The following is a 20,738-nucleotide window of genomic DNA, read 5'->3' as shown; positions in this document are numbered from 1 at the left end:
ATTAAAAAGTCGCTTTCAAACCAAACACAATGGTGCGTACATTTGGATATGCCGAAAAATCATAACCGGGCATCAACACATTGTCTGCAGTAGACACTTCCGGATCAAGCCCGGAATACCGGGTCCAGGTAACCAGGTTCTGTGCAGAAAGGTTCACCGAAAGATCTTTCAGGTATGCTTTCCGCACGAGGGCGGAAGGAAGGGCGTAGGAGAGCGATACGGTTTTCAGCCTCAGGTAAGATCCGTCCTCAACATTCTTCGACGAAAAATAACCGATGAATCCCTGCCCTCTGGTCCTGTAATTTTCGTTGGTCGGATTGTCCGGAGACCAGCGGTTAACATAACTGGCATATTGGTTAATATTGGCAAAACCATTACTGTTCCCTTCCAGCAATAGGCGGTTGGCATTGTAAACATCGTTGCCATACGACCATTGAAAAAAGATATTCAGGGAAAAACCCTTATAATTTAAATTATTGGAAAACCCGCCGATGTGCACCGGCTGTCCCCGCCCGATGATGGTCATATCCGAAGTATTGACGGTGCCATCGCCGTTCAGATCCCGCAGTTTAATATCGCCCGGCTGCACCACATTGCGTGCCGTGCCGTTGGTAGACAGTTCCTTTTTCAGAACGTAAACTCCCGGAGCCGGATTGTCAAAATCAGCATACTGGTAATTTCCCTCCCAGATATACCCGATCATCATTCCCACCGGTTTGCCCAGTTCTGAAAGGAACAGGGGCTGTCCAAACTGGGAAAGATACGCCGGCACCCTGCTCAGCGCCGATTGGCCATAGGCAAGCGACAGGATCTTGTTTTTATTGAAGCTGATATTAAAGCTGCTGGTCCAGTCAAGATCCTCTGTTTTTATATTGGTGGTATGCAGCGTGAACTCCCATCCGGTATTGCGGAGGCTGCCGATGTTGACCTGCGCCGATCCGAACCCGGAGCTCTGCGGCAGATCCGTATTCAGCAGCAGGTTGGAAGCCGTGCGCCGGTACCAGTCCACCTCCAGCCCGATGCGGTTGTCCAGTACCCCGATCTCATAACCGATATCGATCTGCTCTGTTTTTTCCCATTGCAGCTGGGGGTTTCCCAGAGTGGATAAATAAGCGGCCGGCGTGGGCGCCTGGTTACTAAAAGAATATCCCTGCCCGGTATTGTTCAGCGACAATTTTGCATATGCATCAAAATCGCCGACACGGTTATTCCCGTTCTGACCATAGCTTGCCCGCAGCTTGGAGTTGGTGATGAATGGCAGCGCTTCACGGAAAAAACCTTCCTGGCCCATGTTCCAGGCGATGGCGCCCCCGGGAAAATAGCCCCAGGGCTGCAAAAATTTGGAAGAGCCATCCGCCCTGAAATTGACCGTGAGCAGGTACTTTGACCTGAAATTATAATCCACCCGTGCTGCGTACGACACCATTGTATTGACCGTGTTATAAATGCTGGGCGATGTAAACGTGCCCCCTGAGGATTCATCCAGTCCGTCCATGCGCTTTGCCTCGTTGGGCAGCTGTATGCCGGTAAAGGAAGAGTACATCGTCTTGTACCGGTTTACGCCAAACAGCAGCATGCCGTTTATTGAATGATCCTGTCCGATGGTGGTCTTGTAGTTCAGCGTATTCTCATTAAAAAAGCTATTGGAATTGTTATCATTCATGCTTCCCCAAACACCATTTTTGTTTGAAGGATTCAGCGGGCTTCCCTGTGCCGTTTTGGAATTATAGAACTGCTCCCGGCGCACATTTGACTGCATAAGGCCTGCAGTGGATTTCAAAACCAGGTTGGGGGTAATTGCAAAGCTGACATAGGCATCCGATTGCAGTTGGTTACGGATCGTATGCTGGTACTGGTTTTCCAGATCCGTAACCGGGTTGATCCGGAAATCGCTGGCATTGACCGCTTGCTGATCGGCGTCCTCCGTCAGCAGATCCTCTCCTTCGATGGCTGATACCGGCCGGTACATCCATGCCCGGATCAGCGCGGGCGAAGTGGCATTGCCGCCGCCATAAATAGAGCGGATCTGCTGACCGTAAACATCAGTTTGCGTGATGGCCGCATTTGCGCCCATCTTAAACTTATCCGAAAGGGTCTGATCCAATGAAAGTCTTCCGGTGTACCGGTCCATTCCGGTATTGATGATGACCCCCTCCTGGTTAAATACGGATCCGGACACCGAATATCTCGTTTGTTCCGAACCGCCACGCACACTCAGGTTGTAGTTCCGGTAGCTGCCGGTCTTTAGCACCTGGTCCTGCCAGTTGATGCCCGGCACGTTCTTATAATCGTCCAGCGTTTTTCCAAGTGCGGTATAGGCCGGTGTATTAAAGGAATTGGGATTCAGCTCCATTTGGTATTTTACAAATTCATAGGGACTCATTACAGGGATCAACGGTGGTTTCAGCTGGAACCCCATTGTTCCGCCAATGGCAACCTCGGGCTTTCCCGGCCTCCCCCTTCGCGTTTGGATCAGCACTACCCCGTTTGCGCCTCTTGAACCATAAATGGAAGTCGATGATGCGTCCTTCAGGATGGAAACGGAGGCAATATCATCCATATTCAGTGTATTGGGGTCCAGGTCTTCAATAGGAAAACCGTCCACTACATACAACGGTGTTGTACTCTGCGTTAATGAGCCTGCCCCGCGGATCATGATATTCATTCCTCCGCCGGGCTGCCCATCGGTGCTGTTCACCTGCACGCCCGCCACCCTTCCCGCCAGCGCCTGCGCAAAAGAAGGTACAGGTGCTTTCTTCATATCTTCCACATTTACGGTTCCTACCGAGCCCGTGAGATCCAGTTTGCGCACCGATCCGTAACCGATGACCACCACCTGGTCCAGGGATGCATTAACGGGCGTCAGCAGCACATCAATATTGGGTTTCCCGGCTATTACAATGGCAGCCCGTTCAAAACCCACGTGCGAAAACGCCACCGAATCAGCAGGACCGCCACCGCTCAGCTGATAGCGGCCATCCGCATTTGTGGTGGTTACGGTTCCCGGCTTTCCGGCGATCTGAACGGTAACCCCTTCCAATGGCCGGTTGTCCGTTTTAGCGCGCACCACGCCGCTGATCTCCTGTCCTTGTACGGAAATCCCCAGCATCCATACGCCGGCGCAGAAAAGCGATCGAATAAACAGCATACGCATAAATAGAAATTATTTAGAGGTAAAACATACATCTCCGGGAGAAAAGAAACCCCACCGGCCACGATCAACCATGCGCCGGCAAATACCGTTCAGGTACAGCTCGGGTCCGCGTGTTTTCATATGCCCGCCCCTGCAGGTCACAGCCATGGCTGCGTCTCTGCTTCAAGCAGGGTTTCATCGATCTCTGAATTTAATCTGCGACTGGCGTTCGGGGCCCGGTTGCGGTAATGAAGGGTGTCTCTTGAAAAAAATCCGCATTTACTCAGCAAATATCCATTTCTGCACCTTTTTAGCGGTTTCAAAATGCATATTATACGCAATATAGCGGCAAAATTTATAAAAACAATGTTTTTATGCGTTTTATTTGCGGTATTTTTATTTTTTTTACGCAAAAAAACCTACTATCTTGTAGCCAATAAATCCCGGTGAGCACGACGGCCCGCCATTTTTTGTAAAAATCAATTTATTATACATAAACTGTTTTTATATGATCAAAAACCCAACCCGGAGAAATTTTATCAAAACCACAGGTCTTGCAGGTTTGTATGCAGCATTCGGATCTGGCTTTACAACGATGTTGAATCACCAAACGGATCTGCGCAGAGTAGGCATCATCGGTTTAGACACTTCTCATGCCTCAGAATTTATTAAAGCATTAAACAAAGCAAAGCATACGGCTGCATACAATGGTTATTATGTAACAACGGCCTATCCCTATGGCAGCAAAAAAATAGCAAGCAGCTATAGCCGCATCGACCAGTACACCAAAGAGGCAAAAGAAAACGGAGTAACCATTGCCGGCTCCGTTGATGAGCTGCTGAAGAATTGCGATGTCGTAATGCTGGAGACCAACGACGGCAGCCTGCACCTGGAGCAGGCCACAGCGATCTTTAAAAGCAGAAAAAGAGTGTTTATTGATAAACCGGTCGCCGCTAAAATGAACGATGTGGTCAGCATCTATAAGCTGGCAAAAAAATACAATACCCCGATGTTTTCAGCATCTTCACTTCGGTATATCGAAAAAGCACAGAAAGTGCGTGCCCATACCTATGGAAAGGTTTTGGGCGCCACCGCTTTCAGCCCGGCAACCATTGAAGCCTCGCACACAGACCTGTTTTGGTATGGCATACACGGCGTGGAGCTGCTGTACACCTTAATGGGTATCGGGTGTGTTCATGTTAGCCAAACCTCAACGGCAGATGCTGATGTGGTGGTAGGCACCTGGAATGACGGCCGGATCGGGGTTTTCCGGGGTACGCGCGCGGGCAGGCACGATTATGGAGGGATCGTACATGCCGAAAATGCTACAGTATACGTTGACCGGTATGATGGCTACGAACCTTTGCTAAAAGAGATCATCAAATTTTTTGATACGGGCACCGCACCGGTCAGCGCGGCGGAAACGCTGGAGATCTATGCGTTTATGGATGCAGCGGCCAAAAGCAAAAAGAGCAATGGACAAATTATACCCTTACAAAAGCCGGCGTTATAACCGGGCGTATACTTTATTACCGCAGTAGCGCCTGCGACAAAGATTACGACGGGTGCGAACGATCCGTTCCGGCGGAGCAGCCCTCCCGGATGGGCGCCCGACGGGACGGAGCCCGGGTCAGAAAATGGCGCCCGCCCGCATCACCGCAGGGCTTTTCCGTTTTCCAATATATAATCTATATTTACAATAAATCAGACTGAACAGTTTCAGAAATAGATTGTTAACATGAAGAATGCTTAACTAAAATCATTACCCATGCGCAAGGACGAACGACAGAAATTCATATTAAAAGAGATCAACCTGCACAATAAGGTTTTGTGTGCCGACCTGAGCATACAGCTGAAAGTATCGGATGATACCATCCGGCGGGATATTATTGAGTTAGCGGAAATGGGAAAAGTGGTAAAAGTACATGGCGGGGCGGTTGGTCCTTCATTCGTATCGCCTTTTAGCGGTCAAAATGAGGTCTATGCCCTGGAATCGAAGAAAATCATTGCAGAAAAAGCGTTAAGGCTGATCAAGAACAATTCAACAGTATTGACCGAAGGGGGCACTACCATACTCGAGCTGGCCAAAATGATCCCCAAAAACATGAAAGCTACTTTTTTTACCATCAGCCCGCAAATTGCCATCACGCTCTCTGAGTTTGACAACATAGAAGTGATCACTATTGGCGGCAGATTGCTGAAAAATGCCAACCTGCATGTAGGATCCGGAATGATCAACCAGCTTTCAGAAATAAAAGCAGACCTGTGTTTGTTGGGGGCAAATGCCTTTTCGGTTGAAGAAGGCCTGACCGACCTTGACTGGGAAGTAGTGCAAGCCAAAAAGGCGCTGATACGTTCCGCCAAAAAAGCGGTCGTGGTAACCATTTCTGAAAAATTAAACACCATTCAAACGATCAAGATCTGCGATGTAAACCAGGTAAACTACCTGATTACGGAGCTGGACCCCAATGATCCCAGCCTGATAAAATACCAGGACACCAACCTCACGTTACTTTGATGTATTTTTATGGATCGCTGCGGCATTCTTCTGAATTTTCTGAATGGCCGAAACAATGACATCCATGCTGGATTTATTGGCCAACAGCACATTTTGCGGCAACCATACCGCTTCCTGGCAAAGCCTTTCATTTTTAGGGCACTGGTTATTTTCCCTAAACCGCTCGTAACTCAATTCGGACGAAGGGTACATCTTTTTATAATTCTTTGTTTCAAAGGTATTGCCCAGGTTTTTAATGTCATTTAAAGGCGTATATCCGCCGGAACACGGAATACCCTCGGCCTGTAACGCTTTTATGAACTGCGCTCTCGGAAGATCTGCAAAATGGCGCTGATCATACCTGAACGGGAACAAATGATAGGCCGCCTGTGTAACACCGGCGTTTAATATATGTGGCACGATCCCCTTTATATTGTTCATCTGTTGTCTTAAATAACGGGCATTTTCGTTTCTTGTGACCGTTTGCGGCACAAGCCGTTCCATTTGCACCATCCCGATGGCGGCCTGGTACTCCGTTAACCGGAGCTTGCTGCCCGGGCGTGCAGAGGCCGTTCCATACGGCAGCCCAAGATTATGATAGGAAACGCACCGGTCCATAAAAACCTCATCATCGCTTACGATAGCCCCGCCCTCACCGATGGGCAGGTTCTTGGAGTTCTGGAAACTAAAGCAGCCGGCATGACCGAAAGTGCCCACTTTCTTATGGTTTATTTCAGCCAGCCATGCCTGGCAGGCATCTTCAATAACTACCAGGTCATGCTGTTTCGCAATCTGCATAATAGGGCCCATATCCGCAGGTAACCCGCAAATGTGCACCGGCAATATGGCCCGGGTACGGGGGGTGATCTTTTTCTTTATGGCCTCCGGATCAATCAGGAATGTGTCCGGATCTACGTCAGCAAATACCGGCATCGCACCAGCATTAAGAATGGCTGTAAGCGTTGCAATGAACGTATAGGGTGGTAAAATCACTTCATCCCCGCCCCCGATATCCGATTGTGCCACCGCTGTAATCAGCGCATTTGTTCCGTTAACGGTAGTCAGCGCCCTTTTGGCCCCGATCAGTGCTGCCCATTTCTCTTCGAACAAGGCCACTTTTTTTGCACGGGACCAAACCCCGCTGCGCAAGGCTTCCAGGACAAGCGGCTCATCGGTTTCCCTGTTCCACATCGGCCATTTGGGCCAGGGTGTGCTGACAAGGGGAGCGCCGCCCAATAAGGCAGGTTTGCCCTCAGCTTTTAAAACGGTAGGCAATACTTTTTCAAAGTTCAGTGTTGCCCCCAACCCGATAACGGCAGAATTCCTTATAAAGTTCCTGCGGCCCTTGTGATTACTCATATTCTTCAGATTTAATATTATGTATCTTCCGTGCTGCACCGGCTTCCATTTCCGCGCCAGCATCTATTCCTGCTTCCTGTGAAACAGCTGCTCGTAATGCGCCGTACCCATGAATATGCCCCCACTCCGCTCGTAAAAGTCGTCGTCCAACTCAAATACCCCCTGCTTTACCTGCTGCCACGATGCATTTTGTACCGGGTGGAACGTTTTCATGAGATCCCAATTCTTATAATTCATATCGCCATTGGTTTCGATCATGGGCATTCCGATGCCCGGAAACGGCTGCAGCCGCGCTGCCAGGTTCTTATGCCAGTCCAGCAACAGGGGGTTCACGGTCAGATCCGCGCACATACAGGCCACATGATGTTCATACGCAACCTTTGCTATTTTAAAACTCACACTCAGGGTTTTGGCAATCCCTTTTAGCACGATCGCTTTATACCCCTGCTGAATTCTTTTTATCGCATCGGCCTCTGTGTGTACGCTTTCATCGGCGCCTATGATCACCCCAACATCCCCAACCGTTTCATTATTGGATTCCCAAAACGGCTCCTCTATCAATTTTATTTGCTCAAAAGCCCCTATTTTTTTTGCATGATCGAGAAACTTCAGTAAGCTTTCCTTTTTCCCATACCGCCCGTTTGCATCCAGCGTATAAATGAGCCTGCCGTCTTTTGTCTGAGGGGTCCTTAAATCCTTCAGGGTACGATGGATCAAATCGAGCCGCTCCATATCCGACCGCAGCATTTGCTCCTGGTCTCCGGGCATACCCGTTTTAATTTTAAAAACAAAATATCCCTCTTCCGCCGCGTTTACCAGGTCCGTCATGGGCATACCATATGGGATCTGGTACATAACCGCGATCCTCGGATTGCGGAGGCCCAATGGTTTTTTGTAAGCATCAGGGATCATGGCATCAAAATGCGGGCACTTGTTCTCTGATGCATATACCAGCCATGCCGCATTGTCTACGCTTACCAGGGCATTATAAATAAAATTAAGGTTGGCGCTGCCCCTGCCCGTAACAGACGCTGCATACCGGGTAACTTCGGGTAAAATATCGGACAAAAGATCAACCGGCGTATGAAAAGGTGTTTCTTTTGCCAGCCGCAAGGCTCTTTCCGACAACGCATACATCAACGCGTTTCCTGCACTTTCCGAATGATCCGAAAAAATAGCCGGATCACCATATAAAACGCTTTGCGTGGCAAGCCCGATCTTTGGTCCGCTTGCAGCAGTTTGTATCAAAGAGACCGCCTGCCACAGTTCCGTCAGGTAACCGCCCTTAAATCCGAAAGGCCGCACCAGCGGCTGCCGTTCAAAATCAGAAGCAATATGATCAATTTTAATTTTCATGTTCCGGGATTGCGTTGCCAGGCCTGCCAACGGTTTGACCACGGGCAATAATGATAAGGAAGCCGTGCCTTTAATAAACGCCCTTCTTTTCATAGCGATTCTTTAGAATGCGCCGGACGCTGGTCATTTTGCAAAAAGGTGCGCACAAAATCGTCGTCAACGAGCTCCGGGTAGGCCTGGGTCACCCGGGTGATTTCATCTGACTGCCCCGGCGACAATACCTCACCGGGATTCAGGCACCAGGTACCTTTTAATAAGCCCTGTCTCCGCAGCACTTCATGAATACCGGGGATGCAACCGTGAAAATGATGGGCCGGATCAAAGATCGCAGCATTCATATCGGTTACCGATATGTTTTTTGAAAGCCATGCATCGGCATTCCCTTTATTACCGGCCTTATACTCCTTAATAGCGTTCAGCAATGCAGCTGCCTGGTGCGTCCACACAGCCCAATGTCCCAGTAAGCCACCCCTGAAATCCTTTTGTACCTCCCTGCCGTTTATGTTAAACCGATACGTGGTCAGCAGGTCCGCAATGATATTATCGTCATTACCGGTGTACAGCGCGATCTCATCCATTCTTTCAGAATGACAGACGGCCCGCACGGCATCCAGGGTCTGATAGCGGTTAAATGCGGCGATTTTGATTGCATGCACATTCGGGATATCGGCAAACTTTTTCCAGAACCCGAAGCTCAGGATCCGGCCGCCCACCGCAGGCTGTAAATAGAACCCAAATACCGGGATTACGGCAGCAACGGCTTTTGTACGCTCGATCAGCTCATCTTCGGTCAGGGCATTCAATCCACCCATGCTCAGCAGCCCGAGATGATACCCGTATTTTTTTGCCAGCCGGGCTTCCTGAACCGCCTGGTCTGTTGGCCCGCATATACCGGCGATCTTTACAAAATCCTCCCTGCCGCTCCGGGCAATTTCATCGGCGGCCGTCTGCAGCACTTTTTCCAGCAAGTTGATCTGGGGGTCCCTGATCTCAAACTGGGTAGAATGTACCGCGATGGCGATCCCACCGGCACCACTGGCCAGATAATAGCGGGTCAGCCGGCGTTGCGCAGCCTCATCAAAAGCCCGTTCAGCCGTAAGCGCCAGCGGATGCGCGGGTATGGCAATACCATCCTGCAAATTTTTTTTTATTGTTCCTGATAAGCTCATAACAGATATTCATTAAAATTGACCTTGTCTTTCCTGGAAATGGGTGGGTTTATCAATTTGCCTGCCCTCCAGGCTGATCCAGTCAGCTACCAGCCGGATCATTTTTTTGAGGCTGACACGCGGATAACCAAAAAGCCGGTGCGCCTCCGAGGCATTGCTCAGCAGGGCGGTTTCCTGTACCTGCCCGGTAAAGACCGGCTGCTTGCCAAAGATGGCGCCAAACTGCGTTGCCAGCCAGGTAAGGCTGATGGTTTCAGGACCGGTAACGTTCAGGATTTTTGCCGGCGTGCTGCAATGCAAAAAGCTCCGCAACGCGATCTCATTGGCATCTCCCTGCCAGATCACATTTACAGCGCCCGTCGAAATATCGATCGGCGCTCCTTTGTAAACGGATTTGCCCACTTCCAGCAAAACCCCGTAACGCAGGTCAATGGCATAATTCAGCCGGTAGATCAATACCGGGGTCTGGTTCACATCTGAAAAATATTGAAAGATGCGCTCCCGCCCTAAACAGGACTGTCCATACTCCCCTACCGGGTTGGGCTTCGTTTCTTCTGAAAAGCCACCCTGATCCAGCTTTGAAAAGGGATATACATTTCCTGTGGAAAAAGCAACGATCCGCGAGTTCCTGTATTTTTCCGCAACACGGCCCGGCAAATACGCATTCATGGCCCACGTAAAAGGCTCGTTGCCCTTGGTGCCAAACTTGGTTCCTGCCAGGTACATGACATTTTTCACATCCGGAAGTTCCTGTAAATGGGCATCATCGAGCAGGTCGGCCGCAATCACTTCCACACCCAGGTCCTGTAACTCTTTTTTTGCAGCAGCATCACTAAACCGGGAAACGGCGATTAGTCTTTTGGAGATATTTGCCTGATGCAGCGCAATGCTGGCCAGCTTGATCATGCCGGGCCCCATCTTGCCACCCGCTCCCAAAAAAATAATATCCCCGTCCAATGCCCGCAGATCATCCAGCAGCGCTATTGATGGCTGATACAATTCGTCTTCGATCAATTGCAATTCATTCATGTGTTTCTTTTTATTGATTCGGATCACATGGGGCCGACCAAAAAATCCCATTCTTCGTGCTTCAGGCAGAGAGCCGGAAGTTCAAAGCGGCGATCCTTTATAAACCGGTTTTTTAGCAGCCCCGCATAAGCGCATATTCCTTTCTTTTGGCCATGATGCTGAATATTTCCTTATGCTGCATTTCATATGCTTATTTGAAAAATAATTCTTTAACATTTATAACGGCCAGTAACAGCAACAGCAGGAGGCCGATGCCTGCAACCACTTTTGTAACGGGCTTATTCACGTAGCGACCCATGATCTTGGGGTCATTGGATATGCCGTACATGGCAATGCCAATAAACGGCACAACGAGTATGGTAACACTTTGCGCGAGCACGATGAGCTCCAGCGGCGCTTTATTAAACCGCAATGCCACAAAAGCGCCGATCGTCATTACCAGGGCGATCAGCACACGCACCATATTCGAGCTCAGCTGCCCTTTATAACCCAATGCATCCCCCAAAAGTGTTCCACCCACCGATGCATTGCCAATAAGCGAAGAAAAAGAGGCGCCGAACAGACCGATCAGGAAAAGGTGGGCCGCATATTCGCCAAACAGCGGCGCCAGTGTTTTCGACATATCCGTGGCATTGGTTACCACCACCCCGGTGGGATGCAAAACCGATGCCGCGCAGATCAATACAATACTGGCCATGACGCCCAGGATCAAAATACCCGGCAGGCTATCCGATGGCCGTTGTTGCAGACCGGGCGACAACCGCCGCCGTTCCTGCACCATGTACGACTGGTATAAAGCCCCCACTATGGAAAATGCCGACGCAAACAGCGCGATCACCAATCCCAGGGAACCTTCCGGTAAAACCGGGGACAGTCCCCCCGCAATGCTGCTCACAGAGGGTTTTGCCAAAAAGAAGGTAACGATAAACGATCCCAGCATGATGACGATCAGCAGGATCATTATCTTTTCCAGGATCTTATAAAATCCTTTAAAAAACAGCAATGCAATGCCGCCGGCATTTGCAAGGAGGATCCACACTTTAGCATTGACGCCGGTGGCTTCCGCCAGCGATATTCCCACCCCGGTGGAATTTCCGGCCTGGAACGAGGCCGTTACCAGAAAAACACCGATCCCCAGCAGCACCGCCACCGGTTTTCCCCAGCGCTTTTTTATCAGGGATAAAAAAGACTGGTCCGTAGCCAGTGCGATCCTGGACGACATACTGGTAAATACCGCCATAAAAAAAATAGCCGTCACTACCGCCCACAGCAGGTCATAACCATACGAGGCGCCCAGTTTGGACGTGATCGTCATTTTGCTGGGGCCAAAGACCAATGCGGCAGTAATGATCCCCGGTCCCAATACCTGTAATAACCGGGCAAACCTTCCAGGATTCCCTTTGTCAATAATTCCCATAATAAAAAATAGATTTCAGCTGTGTTGTAACGTTTGCAATCATTTTACGGCCTTTCAGAAAACGAATATAGAAAATAATTTCACATTATGAGTAGTTTTTGCGTATTTTTATTTCACAAAACCGCACACAAAACGCAAATCGACATTCATCCGTATATTTATCCGGAAAATATTAACCCCAAACCGGTATGAACAAGTTATTTCCTGTTATTTTCCTGGTATTGATTGCAACCACGGCAAGATCGCAGACAAGCCGCTTTACAAACATCATCCCTTACCCTGCCTCCGTAGTGACAGGCGAGGGTCAATTTACGGTAAACAGCAAAACCATTCTTATTTATGATTCAGAGGAAACAAAACGCATTGCAGGGCTTTACATTGAATTCCTCCGCCAGGCAAAAGGCTTCCGCCTTTCCGCGGAGAAGCGCACCGGCGGGAACCCTTCCCTTAACAGCAGCAACACCATTATCCTGAACAGCCAAACGGAAAGATCCGAGGGCTACGAAATGAGGATCCGGCCCGAAAACATTCTGATCAAAGGCAATGGCGCCGGCACATTCTATGCCCTGCAGAGCCTAATACAACTTTCAGAATTTACCGGCGACCAGGCGATCCGTATCCCTGCCGGTACCGTTAAGGACCAGCCGAGATTCGGGTACCGGGGCATGCACCTCGATGTAGCGCTGCACTTCTTCCCGGTTACGTTCCTCAAGAAGTTCATCGACCTGATGGCGCAATACAAGCTGAATACGTTTCACTGGCATTTGACCGAGGACCAGGGCTGGCGCCTGGAAATAAAAAAGTATCCGAAACTTACCCGGGAAGGTGCCTGGCGCGCTCAAACACTGCTGGGGAGCGCACAGAACAATCCCATGGGGTATGACAGCATTCCACATGGCGGTTTTTATACCCGGGAGCAGGTAAAAGAGCTGATCCGGTATGCGGCCGACAGGTACGTTACCATTATCCCGGAAATAGAAATGCCCGGGCATTGCATATCGGCGTTGGTCGCCTATCCTGAACTTGCCTGCGGCGATCATCCCGGTCCGTTTAAAACAATAGAAAGCTGGGGGATCTATGAAGATGTATTTTGCGCCGGAAAGGAATCCACCTTCACCTTCCTTGAAAATGTATTGACCGAAGTGATGGAACTGTTCCCCTCCCGGTACATTCACATTGGCGGGGATGAAGTGCCAAAGACCCGGTGGAAAACCTGCAAATACTGCCAACAGCGCATAAAAGACCAGCATCTGAAAGACGAGCATGAACTGCAAAGCTATTTTATACAACGTATTGAAAAATTCGTGAACAGCAGGGGCCGCACCATTATCGGCTGGGATGAGATCCTGGAAGGCGGCCTGGCGCCCAATGCCATTGTCATGAGCTGGCGGGGCGAAAAAGGCGGCATTGCCGCTGCACAACAACATCACCAGGTCATTATGGCTCCCAATGACTATATCTATTTTGACCATTACCAGGCAAAACCGGAACAGGAGCCGCTCGGGTTCCCGGGTCTCAACGATTTAAATAAAGTATACCAGTACAATCCAGCCTCCGACGCCCTGACGGCGGAGCAAAAAAAATATGTACTGGGGGCCGAAGCCTGTGTATGGACCGAATACATGGCCACTCCGGCTAAAGTGGAATACATGATCCTGCCCCGGATGCTGGCATTTGCAGAAGGCTGCTGGACCCCCGTGGCCCAAAAGCAATACGAACCGTTCCTCGAAGACCGGCTTCCCCTGCATCTATGGGCGATCGACAAAAAAAACGATACACATTTCTTTGTTCCGATGGCCATTGGCGCAGCGGATAACCGCGTGTTTCAGGGAAAAAGCTTTACGGTAACTTTAAAACCCACGGTAAAAGATGCCCGGATATTTTATACGCTGGATGACACGGATCCGCGGGAAACGGACTATCTGTATGAAAAACCCCTTATTTTAAAAGTTCCGGACGGAGAAAAAAGAATATTAAAAACCATCGTGATCACCGCATCCGGCAGGCGCAGCGCCATCAGCAGGACCACGTACATAAGTACCCGGCCGTCGCCCCTGATCCCGCAAAGGCATCTATCGGAATAAAAAACCGCAAAAAAAAGTTCCAAATTATAATTTGCGTATATTCGCAATAAAAGAACGCACAAAAACCGCAGACTCAACCGACAAAACGATTTTCATGCAGAATAGAATTACCGAACAGCCATCCAACTACCGGGATCTTGAAACAAGGTCCATTGAAGAGCTAACAGGATTTATTAACAGTGAAGACAAGAGTGTAGCGCCGGCCATAGAGAAAGAGCTTCCCCGGATAAACGCCCTGATCGAAGTGATCGTGGAAAAAATAAAAAACGGGGGAAGGCTGTTTTATGTTGGCGCCGGCAGCAGTGGCCGCTTATCGGTTTTGGATGTGATCGAGCTACCCACTACCTATGGCGTTAGTCCGGACCTGTTCCAGGTGATCCTGGCAGGGGGCGTAGACCGCCTGGTGGAGGCCCGTGAAGAAATGGAGGACGACAAAAACGAGGCCTGGGAGAAATTGCGCGAAAAAGGCATCAGCAAAAAAGATATTGTGATCGGTATTTCGGCAAGCGGCACCACTCCTTTTGTTCTGGCAGCGCTCACAACATGCAGAAAGGAACATATCGAAACCGGGTGTATTGTAAGCAACCCCGGCAGCCCCATTGCCGCACAGGCACTGTACCCCATCGAAGTGATCACGGGACCCGAATTCATCACCGGCAGCACCCGCATGAAATGCGCCACAGCGCACAAAATGATCTTCGATATGATCAGCACCACCACAATGGTACGCCTGGGCCGGATCATCGACAATCAAATGGTGAATGTAAAGCTCATCAATCATAAAATTACCGACAGGGCTACAAAAATGCTCATGAGGCTGGGAGACATCAGTGATTACGATATGGCAAAGGAAATGCTGTTCCGGAACGGCAGCGTACAAAATGCCCTGAAATCATTAAATTCGAAAAATCACCGTGCATAAAATCACGGCGCAGGATCCTCATCAAAAGATCAGCGAACACAACAGATAATTGCAATATATGTCGAATGAAACGTTAACAATAACCGCCGGTGAACAACAATCGATAAAAAGATCGCTGGTTATTATCGGCCTTTTATTTTCGGTATTTGGCTTTGTGACCTGGCTGAGCTCTGTGTTGATCCCATATTTAAAATTAGCCTGTGAGCTGAATAACACACAGGCATACCTGGTCGCTTTTGCGCTTTATATTTCCTATTTTGTAATGGCCCTTCCGGGAGGATGGATCCTGCGCAAGACCGGGTTCAAGAAAGGGATCTCCCTGGGGTTGGCGATAATGGCGGTAGGTTCGCTGTTCTTTATCCCGGCGGCGTTATCCCGCGCCTACCCTGTGTTCTTAACGGGTTTATTTGTGCAGGGTGCCGGGCTTTCTATTTTACAAACAGCCTCCAACCCTTATGTAACGATACTGGGGCCGAGGAAGACTGCGGCCAGGCGGATCAGCGTTATGGGCGTATGCAATGGCGTTGCCGGCATTATTGCGCCCATTGTTCTGGGTTCGGTTATTTTAAAGGACACCGATGCCCTCAGCCACAAAATAGCACAACTGGATCCTGTAACGAAGCTGACGGAGCTGAACGCGCTGGCGCACCGGGTGATCCTCCCCTACGTGATCATGGCCATTGTTCTTTTAATTCTGGCGTTGCTGGTCCATTACTCCGGCCTGCCGGAGGTTGAGGAGGAGCAGGACGAACAGGACATGGAGGCCGCCACGGGTAAAAAGTCCATTTTTCAATTCCCTCATCTTTTGATCGGCGCATTCACCCTGTTCCTCTATGTTGGCGTAGAAGTCATTTCCGGCAATACCATCATCGACTACGGATCATACCAGGGGATCCCGATGGTAACCGCAAAATTTTTCACGAGCATGACATTAACCGCCATGCTCATCGGGTACCTGATCGGCATCATCAGCATTCCAAAATTCCTGTCGCAGGAAAAAGCGTTGCAATATTCTGCACTGACAGGCATCCTCTTTTTGCTCTGCGCCTTGTTTACTACGGGTTATCTGTCCGTGCTGTTCATTGCGCTGCTGGGGCTTTCCAATGCGCTGATGTGGCCGGCAATATGGCCATTAGCCATTTCAAACCTGGGCCGGTTCACCAAAACCGGATCCTCTTTACTCATCATGAGCATCTGCGGCGGTGCCTTATTGCCCCTGGCTTATGGTCATTTTGCAGACAGCTATAACCCCCAGAAAGCGTACTGGATCGTAGCACCCTGTTATTTAATGATACTCTATTATTCCATCCGGGGTCATAAGATACGAACCCGATAACTTTGAAAATAACTTGCCATGAATAAAAAACAATACTCCCGCAGAAAATTTATTTCTGTATTATCTGCAAGCTCAGCGGCACTTTCCATCCCCCCCGTTGCGTTCGCCGGGCAGCATGCGAAAATCAGCACCGCCGGGTTGGCCATAAGCGGCGGGGCTCCCGTCAGAACAAAACCCTGGCCACACTGGCCTGCAATGATCGTTGACGACAATATGCTGGCCAATATCACCGCCACCACAAAAAGCGGTGCCTGGAGCAGGATCAGCAACCCGGTACATGGTACTGTGGCCACCTTTGAAAAAAAATATGCAGCGCTTACCGGGGCAAAATACTGCGTAGGCACCGGATCGGGAACGCAGGCATTGGGCGTTTGCGTGGATGCGTTGAACATACAGCCCGGGGATGAGGTCATTACCTCCTCCTACACCGATTTTGGCACCATCTCCGCAATACTTGCCGCCAGGGCCTTGCCCATATTTGCAGACCTGGATTACCGGAGCTACCAGATCGATGCGGCTGCGATCGCGCAAAAGATCACTCCAAACACAAAAGCGATCATGCCGGTGCATATCATGGGCTCCGCATGCAATATGGACGCCATCATGGCCGTAGCCAACAAGCATAAGATACCCGTTATTGAAGATGCCTGCCAGGCAAATTTTGCCAAATATAAAGGCCGGCAATTAGGCACCATCGGCCAGCTGGGATGTTTCAGCTTCCAGGGCAGCAAACAGATCGCCGCCGGCGAAGGCGGAGCGGTCATCGGCAACGACGACGCATTGATGGATAAAGTATATACCATACAAAACCACGGCACCAACCGCAAGGGCCAGAATACCACCATCGGCCAAAAGATGCGTATGAATGAATTTGAAGGCAGCATTATCCTGTCGCAGCTGGATAAGGCCGTTGAGCGTTTTGAAAAACGCAACGAGAACGCAAATTACCTGAGCGCCAAAATAAAGAACATCCCCGGCCTGACGCCCCAACTCCAATACGAGGGCAGCAACAGCTCCGGTTACTATCTATATGCCTTTACATACGACAAAAAATCCTTCAATAACGTTGACCGCCAGGTATTCCTTAAAGCGCTGAGTGCAGAGGGCATCCCCGCAAGCGGCTATATAAAAGGCATGCAGCACGATCTGTGGGCCACCAATATCTTAGAACTGAGCAGCTACAAAAAGAGCTACACGAAGCAACAATTAAATCTTTTCAGGGACAGCCTGCAATTACCCGCCTGCGACAGAGTAACGGAAACGGTTGTTGTGATCAGCGCCGGAGCCATTTTGCTGGGTACAAAAGAAGACATGGATGACATTGTCCATGCATTGGAAAAGATCTATACCAACAGGGACCACCTTTCCTGATCCGTTCATTCATTGTAATTTTTTTATGGGAAAAGAAAAATCAACCAGAAGGGATTTTATAAAGCGATCGTCGGTTATAGGCGCCGGTCTTTTTACCATGGCCTCCGCGAAGGCCGAGGTACTGCAACAGATCTTCAGCAATGAGCCCGGTGAAAAGATCATCGACATTCACCAGCACACCAATTATGGAGACCGGAGCGATGCGGCATTGCTGGCCCATCAGAAAACAATGGGAGCCGCATATACCATCCTGCTCCCCGCCGGCCACCCCGTAAGTATGGGTTCTACTCATTATGGTGTTTCAAACGGGCTCCAGGTAAGGGCAACAGCCAATGAAGCCTGCTACCAGCTGGCCCAGCAGCACAAGGAGCATTATTTCTTCGGTGCCAATGAAGTGCCCGATGCACCGGGGGCCGTAAAAGAAATAGAAAAATATTTAAAGTTAGGAGCCTGTGTGATCGGTGAGCTGAAATTCAATGTGGATTGCGATTCAAAAGAGATGCAGGCCATTTACAAACTGGCGCAGGACTACGAAGTGCCTGTGTTGATGCACTTCCAGTACAAAATGTACACATGGGGATTGGAACGGCTGCATAAAATGCTTCGCAAATACAAAAAAGTGAACTTTATCGGCCACGCACAAACATGGTGGGCCAATATCGACAAAGACCACACAAATCAGAACGTACTCTACCCAAAAGGGAAGGTTACCCCGGGAGGGATCACGGATATGCTGCTGACAAAGTACGACAATGTTTATGGCGACCTCTCTGCCGGATCGGGACTGGCTGCATTGACACGCGATGAGGACTTTACAAGATCCTTTTTAAACCGCCACCAGGACAAGCTTTTATACGGCAGCGATTGCCTGGATACCGAAGGGACCGGGAAAGCCTGCACCGGCTGGCAGGCAATACAGGCCCTCAAAAGACTGGTGCCGGATAAAAATGCTGAGCGAAAGCTATTTTTTGACAATTCCAATAAATTATTCAGGTTAAAATTATAAACAGGCTCGCCGGGGTAACGGAAATAAAAAGAAGGAAAGCCTTCATTCATAACGATCTGCAGGTGCTGCTTAAAAAAAGACATACGGGGAAAAACGGTTCCTGATCACAGGGTTGTATTGCAGACCAGAGCGCCCGTAAAACAGCCGGATCCGACATTGGTTCAAAAAAGTTTTTATAAACATGATGCACAATCTATTCAACAACCGGCGTATGAAGTTTGCGCCAATCATTTTTCAGATCCGTAACAGTACCGCTACCTTGTCCATCGCGCTCGCAATGGCGGCCGTTTTCCTGCCGGGGAAATATTCCTTTTCCCAGAAAGCCGGCAACCAGGCAACCGTCGCCGCGGGGGTGGCCAGTACCGATATCACACCGCCATTTCCCATTCGGATGGCCGGGTATGCGGCACGGCTCAGCACTGATGCCGACAGCGTATTGCAGCCCATATCCGCCAAGGCGCTCGCATTGGGCAGCGATGAGCAGCACCCTACCGTCCTTATTACCGTAGACCTGGTAGGCATTCCATGGCGCATCACTAAAAAGGTCACCGATTTCCTTGCAAAAGAAAAAGGGATCGATCCTGCACAAATTGCGATTTATGCATCGCACACGCACGGAGGTCCCGAGGTCGGCAACCTGATCAATATCCTCCAATACAGGAACGGGCACTTCAGCGATTCGCTTTTAGCCTTAAAGCAGCTCATCGAGATCACCCGGTATACCGAACTGCTTACCCAAAAGCTGAAAGACCTGGCGGTAGCAGCCTTAAACAACCGCCAGCCCGCTCTCGTATCCTGGGGGCAGGGACAGGCGCAGTTTGCCGCCAACCGCCGCACAAAAGACGGCCCTGTAGACCTGGCGCTGCCCATACTGAAAATAACAGACCCCAACGGCGGATTGAAAGCCGTTTTCCTCAACTATGCCTGTCATGGAACAACCCTGGGGGGTGAGGAGCACAAAATTCACGGCGACTGGATCGCGGAGGCACACCGGCTGATCGAGGCAAGACACCCCGGCACAACGGCGCTGATCGCATTGGGCTGTGCCGGAGACGCCAACCCTTCGCCACGCGGAGCCCTCGAAAACGTTCAGCAGCATGGTAAAGAAATTGCCGACAATATCGACAAGCTGTTAACAGCGCAGCTGCAACCGCTCCTTACGCCACCATCCGGCTCTATGAAATGGATCCGGTTACCCTTCTCCAAAGTGCCTTCTGCAAGCGAGCTGGTGGAATGGACAAAAGATGAATCGGTGAAAGGGTACTATGCACGCCTTGCGCTTGAAAGACTCGAAAGAGGCGAAGCCATTCCCCCCGTTGTTGATTATCCCCTGCAGGTATGGAACTTCGACAATAAGATGGCAATGGTGAACCTGGCGGGCGAAGTAGTGGTCGATTATTCCATAAGGCTTAAAAACGAGTATGGTGCAGAACGGCTTTGGGTAAACGCTTACGCCAATGATGTACCCTCCTATATTGCTTCCCGCCGTGTGATCGGCGAAGGTGGTTACGAAGCAGAAAGCAGCATGTACTGGTACAACAAGCCCTCGCCTTTTGATCCCGGGGTAGAAGACATGATCATAACCGCCGTGGGTGCCTTAATGCCCGGCGCATTCAAAGACAAAAGACCCGGCAGTAATCAGCCGGAGCTGGTTCAGCAGGAGGCAGACGGGTCCTATCGCTTATCATCCTGGCTGGCCGCCGCCGAAGGCAGCCGCATCAAATACATGCCCGAATGGAGAGCCTTTGGCTGGTTTGACGCAAAGGACAAAGCCATATGGAACGTAGATATTGCAAAAGCCGGCAAATACGATGTTTACCAGGTGTGGTCCGTTGCGGATGCCGTTGCAGGCAAATCGTTCGAACTGACGGCAGGCAAGAAACGCATAAAAGGCAAAGTAGATAAAACAGGATCCTGGTACACCTACCGTACAAAAAAGATAGGCGCCCTGCGGCTGCAGCCGGGCACAACAACCCTGGTATTGCAATCCGGTGCCGCAGCAGATACTGGCTCCATGTTTGATCTGAGAGAGTTAAGGCTGGTGCCTGTAAAATAAACG

Annotated in this window: 14 protein-coding genes; 8 read left to right on the top strand and 6 right to left on the bottom strand. The window is 50.0% G+C overall.

Features of this window, described 5'->3' with window-relative positions:
• Position 1: 1 nt before the first annotated feature.
• Positions 2-3,154 carry a SusC/RagA family TonB-linked outer membrane protein gene (locus B160_RS0102485; protein ID WP_018626276.1) on the bottom strand — a complete coding sequence of 1,051 codons (3,153 nt, stop codon included), beginning with the start codon at positions 3,152-3,154 and terminating at the stop codon, positions 2-4.
• Between the two features lie 487 nt (positions 3,155-3,641).
• Between B160_RS0102485 and B160_RS0102465 the strand changes: the two genes are divergently transcribed.
• Both B160_RS0102465 and B160_RS0102460 read left to right on the top strand, forming a co-directional pair.
• Entirely contained in the window at positions 3,642-4,646 is a 1,005-nt protein-coding gene (locus B160_RS0102465; protein WP_018626272.1) for a Gfo/Idh/MocA family protein, read from the top strand.
• Positions 4,647-4,901: 255 nt separating this feature from the next.
• Positions 4,902-5,651: a DeoR/GlpR family DNA-binding transcription regulator gene (locus tag B160_RS0102460; protein ID WP_018626271.1), complete on the top strand. Its 750-nt coding sequence runs from the start codon at positions 4,902-4,904 to the stop codon at positions 5,649-5,651.
• On the opposite strand, the gene B160_RS0102455 is transcribed toward B160_RS0102460, so the two are convergent.
• From B160_RS0102455 to B160_RS0102435, 5 genes are all read right to left on the bottom strand, one after another.
• A complete protein-coding gene (locus B160_RS0102455; protein WP_040679445.1) occupies positions 5,643-6,989 on the bottom strand; it encodes a DegT/DnrJ/EryC1/StrS family aminotransferase in 1,347 nt (448 codons plus the stop codon). The two genes, B160_RS0102460 and B160_RS0102455, sit on opposite strands and share 9 nt — an antisense overlap.
• Positions 6,990-7,052: 63 nt before the next feature.
• Complete coding sequence (locus tag B160_RS0102450) at positions 7,053-8,438, bottom strand: mandelate racemase/muconate lactonizing enzyme family protein (RefSeq protein WP_018626269.1); 1,386 nt, start codon at positions 8,436-8,438, stop codon at positions 7,053-7,055.
• Positions 8,435-9,514 carry a dihydrodipicolinate synthase family protein gene (locus B160_RS0102445; protein ID WP_018626268.1) on the bottom strand — a complete coding sequence of 360 codons (1,080 nt, stop codon included), beginning with the start codon at positions 9,512-9,514 and terminating at the stop codon, positions 8,435-8,437. Before B160_RS0102445 ends, B160_RS0102450 begins: the two co-directional genes overlap by 4 nt.
• Positions 9,515-9,526: 12 nt before the next feature.
• Positions 9,527-10,543 carry an NAD-dependent epimerase/dehydratase family protein gene (locus B160_RS0102440; protein ID WP_018626267.1) on the bottom strand — a complete coding sequence of 339 codons (1,017 nt, stop codon included), beginning with the start codon at positions 10,541-10,543 and terminating at the stop codon, positions 9,527-9,529.
• Positions 10,544-10,733: 190 nt separating this feature from the next.
• Positions 10,734-11,960 (bottom strand): Nramp family divalent metal transporter, encoded by a 1,227-nt coding sequence (locus B160_RS0102435; RefSeq protein ID WP_018626266.1) that lies wholly within the window; start codon positions 11,958-11,960, stop codon positions 10,734-10,736.
• A 188-nt stretch (positions 11,961-12,148) separates the two neighbouring features.
• Between B160_RS0102435 and B160_RS0102425 the strand changes: the two genes are divergently transcribed.
• The 6 genes from B160_RS0102425 (at position 12,149) to B160_RS0102395 (ending at position 20,735) form a co-directional block, all read left to right on the top strand.
• The gene (locus tag B160_RS0102425) at positions 12,149-14,044 is read left to right on the top strand and encodes a beta-N-acetylhexosaminidase (RefSeq protein ID WP_018626264.1); all 1,896 of its coding nucleotides are present in this window, start codon (positions 12,149-12,151) and stop codon (positions 14,042-14,044) included.
• A 94-nt stretch (positions 14,045-14,138) separates the two neighbouring features.
• The gene (locus B160_RS0102420; RefSeq protein ID WP_040679253.1) at positions 14,139-14,966 is read left to right on the top strand and encodes an N-acetylmuramic acid 6-phosphate etherase; all 828 of its coding nucleotides are present in this window, start codon (positions 14,139-14,141) and stop codon (positions 14,964-14,966) included.
• Between the two features lie 58 nt (positions 14,967-15,024).
• The gene (locus tag B160_RS0102415) at positions 15,025-16,302 is read left to right on the top strand and encodes a sugar MFS transporter (RefSeq protein ID WP_018626262.1); all 1,278 of its coding nucleotides are present in this window, start codon (positions 15,025-15,027) and stop codon (positions 16,300-16,302) included.
• An 18-nt stretch (positions 16,303-16,320) separates the two neighbouring features.
• A complete protein-coding gene (locus tag B160_RS0102410; protein ID WP_018626261.1) occupies positions 16,321-17,673 on the top strand; it encodes a DegT/DnrJ/EryC1/StrS family aminotransferase in 1,353 nt (450 codons plus the stop codon).
• A 25-nt stretch (positions 17,674-17,698) separates the two neighbouring features.
• Positions 17,699-18,679 (top strand): amidohydrolase family protein, encoded by a 981-nt coding sequence (locus B160_RS0102405; protein WP_018626260.1) that lies wholly within the window; start codon positions 17,699-17,701, stop codon positions 18,677-18,679.
• A gap of 211 nt (positions 18,680-18,890) precedes the next feature.
• A complete protein-coding gene (locus tag B160_RS0102395) occupies positions 18,891-20,735 on the top strand; it encodes a carbohydrate-binding protein (RefSeq protein WP_245562137.1) in 1,845 nt (614 codons plus the stop codon).
• Positions 20,736-20,738 lie beyond the last annotated feature (3 nt).

The sequence above is a fragment of the Niabella aurantiaca DSM 17617 genome (assembly GCF_000374125.1).
In the GTDB taxonomy this organism is placed as follows: domain Bacteria; phylum Bacteroidota; class Bacteroidia; order Chitinophagales; family Chitinophagaceae; genus Niabella; species Niabella aurantiaca.
The sequence above is the reverse complement of the archived record's forward strand: the minus strand, read 5'-3'. Positions and strand labels throughout refer to the sequence as shown.

Excerpts from the sequence above, each read along its gene's own strand:
- B160_RS0102485 (WP_018626276.1), bottom strand. The coding sequence starts at position 3,154 with ATGCGTATGCTGTTTATTCGATCGCTTTTCTGCGCCGGCGTATGGATG.
- B160_RS0102465 (WP_018626272.1), top strand. The coding sequence starts at position 3,642 with ATGATCAAAAACCCAACCCGGAGAAATTTTATCAAAACCACAGGTCTT.
- B160_RS0102460 (WP_018626271.1), top strand. The coding sequence starts at position 4,902 with ATGCGCAAGGACGAACGACAGAAATTCATATTAAAAGAGATCAACCTG.
- B160_RS0102455 (WP_040679445.1), bottom strand. The coding sequence starts at position 6,989 with ATGAGTAATCACAAGGGCCGCAGGAACTTTATAAGGAATTCTGCCGTT.
- B160_RS0102450 (WP_018626269.1), bottom strand. The coding sequence starts at position 8,438 with ATGAAAAGAAGGGCGTTTATTAAAGGCACGGCTTCCTTATCATTATTG.
- B160_RS0102445 (WP_018626268.1), bottom strand. The coding sequence starts at position 9,514 with ATGAGCTTATCAGGAACAATAAAAAAAAATTTGCAGGATGGTATTGCC.
- B160_RS0102440 (WP_018626267.1), bottom strand. The coding sequence starts at position 10,543 with ATGAATGAATTGCAATTGATCGAAGACGAATTGTATCAGCCATCAATA.
- B160_RS0102435 (WP_018626266.1), bottom strand. The coding sequence starts at position 11,960 with ATGGGAATTATTGACAAAGGGAATCCTGGAAGGTTTGCCCGGTTATTA.
- B160_RS0102425 (WP_018626264.1), top strand. The coding sequence starts at position 12,149 with ATGAACAAGTTATTTCCTGTTATTTTCCTGGTATTGATTGCAACCACG.
- B160_RS0102420 (WP_040679253.1), top strand. The coding sequence starts at position 14,139 with ATGCAGAATAGAATTACCGAACAGCCATCCAACTACCGGGATCTTGAA.
- B160_RS0102415 (WP_018626262.1), top strand. The coding sequence starts at position 15,025 with ATGTCGAATGAAACGTTAACAATAACCGCCGGTGAACAACAATCGATA.
- B160_RS0102410 (WP_018626261.1), top strand. The coding sequence starts at position 16,321 with ATGAATAAAAAACAATACTCCCGCAGAAAATTTATTTCTGTATTATCT.
- B160_RS0102405 (WP_018626260.1), top strand. The coding sequence starts at position 17,699 with ATGGGAAAAGAAAAATCAACCAGAAGGGATTTTATAAAGCGATCGTCG.
- B160_RS0102395 (WP_245562137.1), top strand. The coding sequence starts at position 18,891 with ATGAAGTTTGCGCCAATCATTTTTCAGATCCGTAACAGTACCGCTACC.